10 protein-coding genes and 1 pseudogene are annotated in these 12,253 nt (G+C 61.2%); 2 read left to right on the top strand and 9 right to left on the bottom strand.

The features are described 5' to 3' along the window. Both trbB and dcm read right to left on the bottom strand, forming a co-directional pair. Positions 1-821 (bottom strand): P-type conjugative transfer ATPase TrbB (gene trbB / locus GY937_11625; GenBank protein ID MCP5057358.1); only part of this gene is annotated, 821 nt, incomplete at its 3' end. 222 nt (positions 822-1,043) lie between these two features. After that, positions 1,044-2,309, bottom strand: a complete 1,266-nt coding sequence (gene dcm, locus GY937_11630; protein MCP5057359.1) for a DNA (cytosine-5-)-methyltransferase — start codon at positions 2,307-2,309, stop codon at positions 1,044-1,046. A 144-nt stretch (positions 2,310-2,453) separates the two neighbouring features. Here dcm and GY937_11635 point away from each other — a divergent pair, with 144 nt between their 5' ends. Beyond that, complete coding sequence (locus tag GY937_11635) at positions 2,454-2,675, top strand: helix-turn-helix transcriptional regulator (GenBank protein MCP5057360.1); 222 nt, start codon at positions 2,454-2,456, stop codon at positions 2,673-2,675. A 2-nt stretch (positions 2,676-2,677) separates the two neighbouring features. Beyond that, on the top strand, positions 2,678-3,757 hold the full coding sequence (locus GY937_11640; protein ID MCP5057361.1) for a restriction endonuclease, SacI family: 1,080 nt from the start codon (positions 2,678-2,680) through the stop codon (positions 3,755-3,757). 718 nt (positions 3,758-4,475) lie between these two features. Here GY937_11640 and GY937_11645 read toward each other — a convergent pair. The 7 genes and pseudogenes from GY937_11645 to GY937_11675 form a co-directional block, all read right to left on the bottom strand. After that, positions 4,476-5,291, bottom strand: a complete 816-nt coding sequence (locus GY937_11645; protein MCP5057362.1) for a TIGR02391 family protein — start codon at positions 5,289-5,291, stop codon at positions 4,476-4,478. Between the two features lie 18 nt (positions 5,292-5,309). Next, positions 5,310-7,829 carry a DEAD/DEAH box helicase family protein gene (locus tag GY937_11650; protein MCP5057363.1) on the bottom strand — a complete coding sequence of 840 codons (2,520 nt, stop codon included), beginning with the start codon at positions 7,827-7,829 and terminating at the stop codon, positions 5,310-5,312. A gap of 311 nt (positions 7,830-8,140) precedes the next feature. Beyond that, a pseudogene (locus GY937_11655) lies at positions 8,141-8,257 on the bottom strand (transposase). Positions 8,258-8,282: 25 nt separating this feature from the next. Next, positions 8,283-9,380, bottom strand: a complete 1,098-nt coding sequence (locus GY937_11660) for a DUF3419 family protein (GenBank protein MCP5057364.1) — start codon at positions 9,378-9,380, stop codon at positions 8,283-8,285. Continuing rightward, positions 9,377-10,225: an outer membrane lipoprotein-sorting protein gene (locus tag GY937_11665; GenBank protein ID MCP5057365.1), complete on the bottom strand. Its 849-nt coding sequence runs from the start codon at positions 10,223-10,225 to the stop codon at positions 9,377-9,379. The genes GY937_11660 and GY937_11665 overlap by 4 nt, the downstream gene beginning before the upstream one ends. Beyond that, positions 10,222-11,550 carry a sigma-54-dependent Fis family transcriptional regulator gene (locus GY937_11670; GenBank protein ID MCP5057366.1) on the bottom strand — a complete coding sequence of 443 codons (1,329 nt, stop codon included), beginning with the start codon at positions 11,548-11,550 and terminating at the stop codon, positions 10,222-10,224. Before GY937_11670 ends, GY937_11665 begins: the two co-directional genes overlap by 4 nt. Then, positions 11,519-12,253, bottom strand: a 735-nt coding sequence (locus GY937_11675; protein ID MCP5057367.1) for a HAMP domain-containing histidine kinase, incomplete at its 5' end; no start/stop codon positions are given. The genes GY937_11670 and GY937_11675, both read right to left, overlap by 32 nt.

A 12,253-nucleotide genomic window follows, 5' to 3' on the forward strand; every position in this document is an offset into this window, starting at 1 on the left:
GCCTCCTGCACGAGCTGGTCAATACGGGAGAGGGCTGCCCCCGCGCTGTTTGCATGGACTGTGGTCAAACCCCCCGGATGACCGGTATTCCACGCCTTGAGCAGCGCGAGCGCCTCCCTCCCCCGTATCTCCCCGATCACGATGCGGTCGGGTCGCAGGCGCATCGTGGCGCGCACCAGCCGCGTGAGATCGATGTCGTCAGTGGTTCTGAGCTGGACGTGATTGGCGGCCGAGCACTGCAGCTCGACCGTGTCTTCGAGAATCACGAAGCGTTCGGCGGGACCCGCCAGCTCGACAGCCTCGCGCAGCAGCGCGTTCGCGAGCGTGGTCTTCCCGGAGCCCGTGCCTCCACAGATGACGAGGTTCTGGCGATGGCCGAGCGCTTCCCGGAGAGCTTCTCGTGCGCCGGGATCCAGGATCCCCTGGCCCACGTACTCATCGAGCGTGTGGACTCGGATCGCGCGCTTCCGGATCGCGAAGACCGGTCCGGCCGAGATCGGAGAAACTACGCCGTGGAAACGGCTGCCGTCGAACGGGAGTTCGACCTCGAGAAGCGGGGTCTCCTCGTTGATCTCAGTGTCCGCGAGCGCGGCTACCGTCCCGAGCAGGTTCTCGGCCTGCGAGCGACTCATCGTGCTGCCGAGCGGTGCAACGCCAGACACCAGGCGCTCGACCCAGAGCTCGCCGTCGGCGTTCAGCATCACCTCGACGACGGCCGGGGCAGCGAGCGCCGTGAGCACGTCGCTGCCAAGCTCGCGGCGAAGCTTGTCGCGGAGACGCTTGTCTCGTTGCTGGCGGAGGTCGATCGGTGAGGGGCTCATGGGGAGCCCCGGGGTAGAGCAATTGGTGTGCCAGGGACGATGTTAGACCAGAGCTATTGTCGAGGGATCGCGAACCATGAGTGCCGAGGCGGACTTGGGACAGGTCGGACGTGAAAACACGTCACGGGTTTTCTGTATCGAGCACGTGTGAACAGGTTCGTTGGCTGGAGGGAGCCCACCAAGCGCGACCAAACAAAGCACGATCGTCGACACGTGGGGCGTCTATGAAGAAGCTCTCGGTCGTGGACTCGCGTGCAAAGCGTCCCTGACTGCTCGCGCCCTCGGCCCTTTTCCTTCTCCTGGATGGTCTTCGTGCTCGCCTATGAGGCTCCAGTACTTCTCAGGCATCTTACCGATGGACTCTCGCCGTGCGCGTCTCTGATTCCGCGAGGGAAGCAGTCTGAACGTTTTCCGCGTTCGCGGCGCCTTCAGGAGCTGATCGCGAATCGCGCAACCTAGAACTTCGACCAAGAGAGAAGGAACCGCATTTCCAAGAAGCCTCTGAACCTGATTTCTGCTGAAATCTAGATCGATGTTTTCGGGAAACGTCTGAAGGCGGCACATCTCAAGCGCAGTGAGGCGGCGATTCGCCCAGTGAAACGGACCAATGTGGGGACCGGGCTGCGCCTGAATCGTCCACGACGGCCTCACCTTGGCGAGTTTCAGGAGGAAGCTCCAGTAGCGTTTGCGCCACCCGAACAACGGGTAACCCTGGCCTCGGTTCGTGTGGAATAGGTAGTTCTCACCCTCGGGAATAGACGGCAACAGGTCGCCCCACTTCCCTCCTACCTTCAAGCCATCTTCGCCACGGGGGTTCCGGGGGAGATCGCCAATGGCATCCCAAGCCGTCATGTATGGCTCGAGACCGTTGCCGATGTCTTCCGAAAGAACATCGCTGGAACGATGGGTGGGAGAAGGAAAGGTGAATGGCTCTCCATCTCGGCTACCGACAATGAACACCCGTTCACGTGTCTGCGGAACACCGTAGTCGGCGGCATTCAGTACGGCCCAACTGAAAGAGTAGTTCGTTCGGGCCTCCTTGTTGACCAGTTCAATGCCGCGTTTGAGAAACTCGAGCCCCTCAGCCTTGCCAGAGAAGGCAAGACCAGGCACGTTTTCGAGCAGAAACGCCCTGGGACGAATATCAGAAAGCACCCGAAGGTACTCACCCAAAGTGCCGGCTCGTGGATCATCCAGGCGAAGTGCATCGCCAGACGCCCAGTATCCAGACTTCGAAAAGGGCTGGCATGGCGGGCCGCCAGTTAGCAGGTCGGCGTCACCAGGGCCGAAGCCTGCCTTGTCGAGAATCGACCTCGATGAAATCTCATGGATGTCGCCTTGCAGGAGGCTCCAGTGCCTATTCTGCCCGAGGGAGCGACATGCAGCCTTATCCATCTCGACTGCAGCGGTGGTCTTGAACCCTGCAGCCTCGGTTCCGAAATCAAGGCCACCAACACCCGTGAACAGGCTAATCGCCTTCAGACTCAACTCTCACCCCTGGTGCTCGCCGCAATCCGCGTCCCGCAGTACCGTACCACTGACTCGGGCCGGAGAGTCGCTAGCTCATGTGTCAACCATGGTCATTGTATTGAGAGTACAAGCTTGAGCATCGTAGTCAAGCTGCGCTCCGCCATGGAGCGCTATGGCCAACGTGCAGGGGAACAGATGACCTACGAGCGCTTGGCAACAGCAACAGGGCTCTCTAGAGCGACCCTTGAAGCAATCGGCTCCCGCCCTGAATACAACCCGACGCTAGCGACGATCGAAAGGCTCTGCGTAGCGCTCGAGTGTGATCCGGGGGAACTGCTTGAACTCGAACGGCCTCGGAAGACAGTCGTCCCTGGTTCGGCCTAGCAGTGGGCATCAGGCTCTCCAAGGAAGACCTTCGTCTCACGCTTGAGACGGCGGTCAACGTGGCGCGTTCCCCAGCGACCGTACCTGCCCTCTGGACTACTCGGGTCGAGGAGCTAGGTCGATTGGGGGTCAAGACATACATCGCGGCCCTGGGCGGAGCCTTGCTTGCGAAGGCCACGGACCCCGAGGTCGACAGTCTCACGCAAGATCAATCAGCAGGCTCACACGGATACAGTCTTCGCTCAGCAGCGGAGCTGCTCGCCAAGGAGAACAAGGGGCGCTACCACCTCGGCACCGCCAGCAAGAACCCGCTGAACAATCGCCCCTTCTTGGGTGGTCCTAGCCGCATCGACGAGTTCGAGAAGATCCACCCAAAGGCACGACCCGCGTATCTGTTGTTTCGCGACTGCCTAGTGGATCTCGACAGCCTTGCCGGGGATGAGGCTGCGCAGGCGCTGGCCGCTTTCCTCCGCGTTCGGATGTCCACCGGAGATGAGGCTGAGCAAGCAGCTCTCTCCTCTGACTCGGGAATCGGCATCGAGCAGTTGCTTGGCGTTGCAGAGCGATTTGTACAGCAAGAACCTGAGCATGGCCGGCGAGCCCAGGCGTTCGCTGCAGCGGTGCTCGACTGCGCTTTTCCTTACGTGGAGCTTCAGCCAATTCACAGCCCGCACCCAGGAGACGTTCGGGTGGTTCGGGATTCAATTGTACAGTTCCCGGTAGAGGTGAAACAGGTAGCTGCAGATGAAGCCGTTGCTCTCGAACTTGCATCTGCCGCTCAGCAAATGGGCGCGAAGAGCGCACTCCTTTTCGTCGTGGCACAAGACCATCGTCCGCTGAATCGCGAACGGATCCGGCGGAAAGCAATGCAGACATACGGCGTATCCGTAGAGATCTGCGAATCGGTCCGCGAACTCGTTGGAGCGGTTGCTGTCTTCACCGGAGGCTCGCTCGAGGCGATTCAACGGCTTCTACCGACTCGCTACGCGGCGAGGATGCGCGAGCACGAAGTGAGCATTGAGGGGCAGCAAAGATGGAAGGAAATGGTAGAAGCTCGGGGCAGGAGCCAAGGCGACCTATGAGCCCAATGTCAGGATTTCCCTCCGGCTTGTGGCTGAATGCGACCCTCGTAGGCCGGCTAGCCGTTTCTTGGAAATTGCTACCGCCGGTCTCGAATCGCCTCCACATTCGCGAGCGCTATGCGAGCGCGAACGGCCACACTGTCTCGTCGCTGACGGTGCATCCGTTGTCGTACCCCGGGCGAGCTGGCGGATTTCCGCCGCGGAAAAAGGCAGGGCGCTACGAGTCTCACCGCAGCGAGAGGGGTTTTGAACTCTCGGGACCCGCGGCGGATCGTCGCGGACGATGGGAAAAGTGCTTCGCAAAGGAGTCTGGTGGTCTTCAGCGGTTCGTGTTGTTCTCCCTAGGCTTGGACGGAAGAGCTGCCCATCTCTTGGGCACTGCTTGCGTGGGATGTCGAGGTTTGGGCAGCAGCGCATACCGAGCAGAGCTTTGGGCGCTGGCTCGTCGGAACACAACGCTGGGGGCCCATGCCACCCAATGAGCCCAATCTGGTTGAAGCCATGTTCCGTAGTGAGGTGCAGGCTGCGATGGAACGCGCGGAGTTAATTTCAGCGATCGAACTCAACTAGGTCCTGCCTGCGCCACGCCGCGAGTTGAGGCACTAGCCGCCGAAGGCGCCGCGGCCGGCCCTTCCGGCTCGGCGGATCTGCGCAGTCTGAAGCCAGTGCCAGGCGAAGGCGGCTAGGTTGCTCACTTCTTGCCCGCGGATCGAAGGATTCAGCCGGCCTGGTTCGTTCTCACCGCCCCATCCAGCCGACGGTGCAGGAGCGAGGCTAGCGTCAGCATGTCGAGTGCGTCGTGTTCGTTGATTGCCCAGTGAATCTTCGGCGCGTGCGCGGTGACGTTTCGGAAGGTACCGAAGAGACCCTTGATGAGGTTCATTAGGCCGCGGTGCTCACTGATCTCAGTCTCACTAGAAATCGCGTTGAAGGCGACCCTAGGATGCCCGGGTTTCTTGAAGCCGAACGCCTGGTCCACAAGCTCCGCCCCGTCCATCGTCAAGCCGGACAGATCTCTGATCTTGTCCGCCACGCTCTTCGTTGCCTCGAACACCGCGTGGAAGTAGTTGTCTTGCAGCAACTCGGCTCTGCAGAATCGAATCACGTCGCCATGGACTCGCCGGTCCTGCAGAGACCGGCGTAGCTTGCCGGCGCGCGCGACAGCCTCGGGAATCGTGGCAGCTAAGGTCGCCTTCTCTAGCCGCCCATCAGGTCTCATCGATAGACCGGAGAACGAGAGGGCCGCGTTGAGCTCAGCTCTCCGCTCCTCAAAGGCATGCTGCGCCCTCAAGTAGCGAACGGGATTCATCGCCTTCTCTATGAAGGCTGCAACGTGGTTCCCGCACCGGTCCGACTTCTGGCGGCTTGCAAGGGCTTCGTACAATCGATGCCTCTTCGTGTGCCCAGGCAGCGGATCCGAAATGCCGCAGTCAGCGAGCAACCGACCGATCTCACTTCCAGTCAGTCCCTCGTCGGAATCGGCCAACAGGTCGCAGATCGCACGGAGCGCTTGATCCTCAAACTCTCTCACCATATCAGGGCAATCTAAGGGCTATTTCAGATTCCTCGGCTGTTTTCCGTAGCCCGATTCGAGTTCATCTAGCGACAACTTGTTGGAATCAACAAGCTTTTGCAACGCGGCCAGCGACAGGTCCTGCAAGTCCATCGCTTCGAAGCCCTGGAAGAACTTCCGGACAGCACGTACCAGCCGCTCCAGTTCCTGCTTTCGCACGATCTCCACTTCCTGCAAGAACGACGCTGAGCTGCCTACTTTGTGGGTCGGAATCACCATGAGCTTGCGAGCCTCGGTCCCCGGATAGTGCTTCTTGAACCATGCCCACGAGCGATTCATCTGGTCGGTCTCGGCCTTTTTGATCTCGGTCCTGTTAGTGCTCACCTCGTTCTTGCATTCCCACAGGATGTAGCGATCCGCGCCAACCGCCCAGAGATTGTCCGGCCCTTCCTTCCACTCCTTGTCCGGACGCTCGCCTTTGAAGCCAAGGGCGGCACTTAGCTCATCTAGCGCCCGTTCGAAGCTGTCAGCCTTAACACCGAACGCCAGGTTAGACAGAATATCGCCGACCGCGACGATGAGTTGCTCGTAGTCCTCGTGTTCGCCGACCCACTTGGCGATCCGTTCCATCCGTCCCTCGCTCACAATCGTAAGTCTCTTGACGGCGACTCCTTGCTCAGGCTTCAGCAGGAGTTTGTTCTTTAGAAACGCGTCTCGTTGAAGCTTGCGCGAATCTGCCTGCCTGGCGCTATGGGAGTACCGAGCCATTTCTTGCAGGAACCACGCGCGGTCCCGCTCATCGGCGAGTTCTTCGTCTAGGATCTTCTGAAGCGCCTTTGTTGCCCCCTCGTGGTCCCCGCTCTGGAACAGCTGCTCCGCCTCTAGCTCTCGTGAGTAGAGTTCGAGCACCCGCTTGTTCACGCCAGAGGGCTCCACGGCTTCCATTCGCTCCGCGTAGAAGGCCTTCCACCCATCATCTCGATTCAGGCACTGCCGAATCAGGTCCCCAAGTGCCTTTCCCGGCTCCTTGCCCGAGTCGATCTCCTCTTGCGCCATTTCGGCAACGTCGAGCCCGATCTCGATCTGAGTGTTCATTTGGCTCGACAGGAACTTCCGGGAGTTCTTGTCGCGTACCAAGCGGGTAAGCTCCGTCCCCGTCATCACGACTACCGAATAGTCCTTCTCACCACGAACACTACGGCCGAAACCCTGCTCGACAGTGCGAACTGTTCGCATCAGAGTGGCATCGCTCGTAGGACGACAACCCTCGTGATACAGGTCCACAAGGCTCTCGGAGTACGGGCGCGAGTCGAAGACCAAGACCCGGCACGCGGCGTCCGGCAAATCGATCCCGTCATATCGATTCACCAGCACCAGGCTCTTCTCGTGCTTTCCACTCAGCAGGGCATCGACGGCGTCACTCACCGTCGTCTTGTCCGCGACCGTCGCCCCGTACTTCTTCCAGTCCTGAGATCCCTTGAAGCTTGGCGTGAGCGCGACAACGCCATACTTCCGCTTCGTGTTGGGACGAGCGAAGAGATTCACCACCTCACTACGCGTGAGCACGTCGTCAATAAGCGACGGAATCAAGACCATCTTCTCACCCGACCAATGCTCTTCGTCATAGGTCAGAGGGTCGTCGATTGTATCCGGATGGAGTCGAAGTCCCTTCACAAGAAACGCGTCGTCAGTCACTGTCGCCGACATGAAGACCCGATGCTCAGCATCCCAATAACTTCCGAAGGCGTCCAGCGGTGGCACGTAAGGCTCAATTTCAATGGCAGCACCTGAGACGATGCACTGACAATCGGCGAGGGAGTCCTTTAGAAGCGGCCAGGTAAACCTGATCGATTTTTCTCCGGAGTGCTTGGAGAGATGGTGCGCAACGTCGGCCTCGTGTTCGGACCATGCCCAATATGGAACCGGAAGAAGCGCGTCGTACTTGCCGTTCTGGATATCCGCATGTGTCCCAAGACCCTGTTGCTCGAGCGCTCGTGCGAACAGGTCAAGCAGAGCCTGGTACGCTGCCTCCTTGCGCTCGACGCGAATCCGACAGGCATTGCGAATCGCATCGGAACAAGCATGAGCGTCATCGATCATCAATGTTCCAACAGGAACGCAGCCAGTGTGAAGGCCAAATCTAGTCAGGCCGTTGAAGAGTTTCTGGGCTGACGTGACAAGGATGGCTTTCCCGTCCACGAACTCGTCCGGTAGTTCCGGATCTGCGACGCACGTGCGAATCCCGAACTGGCCAGCCTGTTCCAATGTCTGCTCTACCAAGTGCAGATTCGGACACAGATACAACGCTGGGCCCTTTCCCTCGTTGAGCCGAGCCTGGAGCATCAGCAGTCCAATCAGCGTCTTTCCTTGGCCCGTGTGAAGCTTCACGATCACGTCGCGTTGCTTGCGGCACTTCTTGTGCCACTCGCCCAAGACCGCTGCCTGCGCCGGGCGCAACGGTCCCTTGTCGACGGCTCGGTCGAGCGTGTCGTAGAGCGCGATCGGTTCGACCGGTGACTTGACCTTCTTGGCCGCCAGTTTCTTCTTGAAATCGACCATCTCACCCCACCTCGGGTACCGAGCGGGCAGACCAGCCCGCTCTGCATGCGCCTCACTAGAAGCGGTCTCAAAAGGGATCTGCCGCGGAGGGCCACCCTCGGGGGAACTCTGCAGGAGGCCACTATTGAGACCAGCTCTAGTCAAAAAGACGATAGCGCCAGGTGAGGCCCGGGGGGATTGCGTGGCGCAGAAACCATATGTCCCGGGGTTCCTTCCGCTTTCATGACCCGCCCCGCGGTTTAGTCCGCCTTCGATGTTAGACCGACGCGGGCTGCGGACTGAAACCCGGTCGGACTCTGGATCGACCACCAGATGGCCTCGTGTGCCGGTGGCCGGTATCCCAGGGCACTGTGCGGTCGAAAAATGTTGTACTCCTGCCTCCAACGTTCGATCAAGACCTTTGCCTCACCGAGCGTGTAGAAGATCTCCCGGCCGAGCCGCTCCGTGGATGATTCAACCAAAGCCAGAGACCAGCTCCCCTACCTCGAATCGATAGATTACGGAGGCATCCTGGCAATCGAGGAACTCACAGAGTTCGTCGAGTCGCCTCACTCGGTCCTTGAGATCGCGTGGAATGTCGCGCCGAGCCGCGAAGTTCCGAGCACAGAACCGCGAACCTGGCGGAATCCCCTGAGTAATGGATCGCAGGAGGTCGTGGAATTGGTCCTCGGTCATCCAACAGCTCACGTCCGACAAGGACCATTTGACCGGTGTCGTGATCCGAGCTCTTGCAACGAAGTCGCGCAGATCCCCACATTGAACTTCGAGGCGATCGAGACCCTTCTTCGCCTGCTCGAAGCCTACAGGACCAAGATATGGAGGCAGCGGACTTCCAGGCGTGAGGCCGCCGTCGTACACGAGCCTCAGGACGTAGCTCTCCCGCACCAGGTTAAACGAGGCGAACTCGATCAGCCGGCGAACCAGGTAGGCACCCACGCTCCCGTCGGTTGAGCGAAGAAAACTCGGATCCTGGGCAAGCGGGTAGATCACCAGCGGGTGAAAGAAGAGCTTCCACCAGACGAGGCCGCGATCTACGTGATCTCGATGAGCATCGAGCAGGGCTTGCTGCGCCTCCAGGGATGTCGCCTGGAAGAACGGCTCTGCCCAGTCCATGAACCCAAGAGCCTTGATCCCCCGCATGAATCGAATCATGGCGGTCTCCGTGCGGCCTGCGAAGAAGACTCCAGCTTCGATCAGACCTCGACGATTGTCCCAGTACTTGCGAGCGCTTCTGGAGAGCGACTGACGAACCATCCGATATTGATCGAGCCGGTCCGGCGCATCGGAGACCCCAAGGAAACCTTGAAAGCCCTCCAGGTCGAACGCATCCATCACGGCGGCTTTGAGTTCCAGATTGAAGACCTGCTCGGGGCGGCGATCGATTGCGACGAGTCGCTTCGGACCCGCCGTGAGGAGGCTCAACGCGCGTCCGCCGCCCGCTGCAACTGCGACGACGGTGTCGTCCCCCGTGATCTCGAGGGCCGTCAGCTCCGATCGCGTGTCCTCATTGTCGGCGCTGTAGAGCGGCCGGCATCGGTACCCATCCATCATGGCGTTGGAGCCCCTTTGCGCAGCCGCTCGACCAACCGGTACAGGTCTTCGCCCGAGCGTTCGAGCCTCATCGTCGCGAACACTGAATCTGCGATCTGGGGGTCGTCCTCGATCTTCTTGAAGATCACTTCCGTGGCGGCGTCTCGCCCGCGTTGTCGCACCCACATCCGGGCCGGCTTCAGGATGCCGTTCTCCTCTTCGATTTCGTTTGCGGCGAACTCGAGGGATTTGATGGGCTCACCTGAACCGGCCTTGAACAGATCGAGGCGCAGTAGAGCCAGGCGGTCCCGTTCCACGGTTGCGATCACCTTGGCGTATTGGGAGTCGTCGGGTGTGCTTGCCTCCACGACGAATGCGCGTTTGCCCTGCTCGATCGTATCCGGAAGCCGCCGAAGCTCGTATCGGCGCCAGTCATGGTGCTCGAGGTCCTCGAACGAGAGGTCGCTTCCGTAGAAGGAATCACCTTTGTGCCCAGCCAGGACCCTGCGCGGCCGGCGCAGCTCTCGCTGGTAGATCCAGGTGTCGTTCCTGCCGTCGTCCTCCTCGATGATCAGCAGTGTGTTGCCTCGGAGGTAAGGGGGCTCGGTGAAGCGCAGGAGAGTTCGGCCGCGTCCATCGATCTTCTTGTAGACGACGTCGAAGGAGCGGTAGGTGACGCGGTCGCCGTGGCGGTGGATGCGGAGGGTCACGCTCCGTACCGAGGGGTAGTTGAACATCCGATCGAATGCAGCCTGCACGATCTGATGGGGGGACGGATCGACGACATCCTCGAGGACGTCGGGCTCTGCGGAGGCCGTGCTCCACATCGCCAGAAACCCGAGGAGTGACACGATCGCGCGTTTCACCGCCGCCTGCGCCTCACCGCATCGAGCCCCAGCCGAGCGAACCGGCTGCGCCACTCGCCACGCGTCAGGCCGAGTTCCCGTCGGGCGGCCTCCTGGTTCCAGCCGTGGCGGCGGAAGGCATCGAGGATCTTCTGGGCGAGCAGCTGGTCCTCCGAACTCAGATCCGGGTTCATGGCCACCAGCGCTTCGACCAGGTGAATCCGCTCGAGCGGCCCGTCGCCATCCCTCCAGAGGATGACGTTCTCCAGGACAGCCCGGAGCTCTCTGACATTGCCCTTCCAGGGACAGTGCTCCAAGGCTGCGAGAAATCCAGGATCCAGCTTGGGAACCGGAACACGGGCAGACTCGGCGATCTCGGAAACCAGCACCTGGGCGATGGTCTCGATGTCGCGTGTCCGAGAGCGAAGCGGAGGAAGCTGAACCGACGCACCGCGAATTCTGTAGAAGAGGTCCTCGCGGAACTCCCCGCCGCGGACCATCTCGGCCAGGTCGCGGTTCGTCGCTGCGACGACCCGTACGTTCACCTTGCGTGGGGTCGCGCCGCCGACGGGCCGGATCTCCCGGGTTTCGAGGGCCCGGAGGAGCTTGACCTGGACGGACATTGGCGAATCGCCGATCTCGTCCAGGAAGAGCGTGCCTCCGCTCGCGGCCTCGAAGAGGCCCGGGCGAGAGGCGACGGCTCCGGTGAAGGCTCCTCGGGTGTGGCCGAAGAGTTCGCTCTCGAGCAGGCCTTCCGAGAGCTCGGGCACGGATACGGAGACGAAGGGATCGCGCCCGCTCTCTTCGTGGATGGCCCGGGCCACCAGTTCCTTGCCCGTGCCGGTCTCACCGTGGATCAACACGGTCGTGCGCGTGGGAGCAAGCCGATGGATGGTGGCTCGTACGTGCCGCATGGCGGCCGAAGAGCCAATGAGGCGCTCGGCGCCGACCCGGGGTTCGTCGCGAGTGGCCGCGCTTCGCCGGCCCAGGGAATCTGCAATCGTGGGGAGGAGTTGGTCCGCAAATCGGAAGGGGAACTCCAGAAAGCGCACTGCCCCTTCGCGGCCTGCTTCGAACACCGCCTGGGCATCGGCTCCCGCGCTGTAGAGGACGAACGGCACCTCCAAGGTCTTCCGCACGGCTCGGAGCAACGAGAGCCCGTCCATCGGGCGCATCCGATAGTCACTGAGGATCAGATCTACCGGGCGACTGCGCAGGGCTTCGAGTGCTTCGCGGCCATCTGCAGTGGAGATGACGCTGAAACCGGAGGACTCCAGTGCTTCGCTCAGCTGCGAGCGCGTGCCCTCGTGATCTTCAACCAGAAGAATGGACGCGGCTGCTGTCATGGCCTTCCCTCGAGTGAAACTGCGGCAACTGAATGCAGAAGATGGTTCTACCTGGCTTCGAAACCACATCGATCGTGCCGGCGTGCTTCCGCACGATCTCACGGCACAGCGAGAGGCCGAGGCCGAATCCACTGGGCTCGAGACCCACGCCCGGATGGAAGATCTCCTCCAGCTGATCGGGCGGGATGCCTCGTCCCGCGTCTACGACTTCCAACCGAACCTGGCTGCCCCGCTGTTCGCCGCCCGCTTCCAGGGATGTGCGAACGAGGATGGTCTGCCCCGCGTCGGTTGCCTTGACCGCGTTGTCGAGCAAGTTTTCGATCACGGAGAGCAAGCGACTTGGATCGCCGAGCATGGGAAGCCGGACCAGCTCGTGATCAACCTCGTAGTTGCGGTCGGGGCAGCCAACCCGCGTCGCCTCGATCGCATCGTCGACCACGCACACCAGATCGATCCGCTGGAGATCGAGGCGGAGACCCGAGTGGAAGAGCAGCAGATCGAGTCGCCGGGACATCTCGCGGCTTGCGGCACGGATGCGGCGCAGGCCCGCGGAGAATTCAGGTGCCAGGGATGCGCTGAGTTCCTCCACGCGGTGGCGCACCTCTTCCGTGGGCTTGCGGAGCTCGTGGGCGACGCCACGTACGAATTCGGCATGGAGCCGCTGGGATTTGATCTCGGCGATCTCCGCGGCTTGGCGCTCGAC

Source organism: bacterium (genome assembly GCA_024228115.1).
Classification (GTDB): domain Bacteria; phylum Myxococcota_A; class UBA9160; order UBA9160; family UBA6930.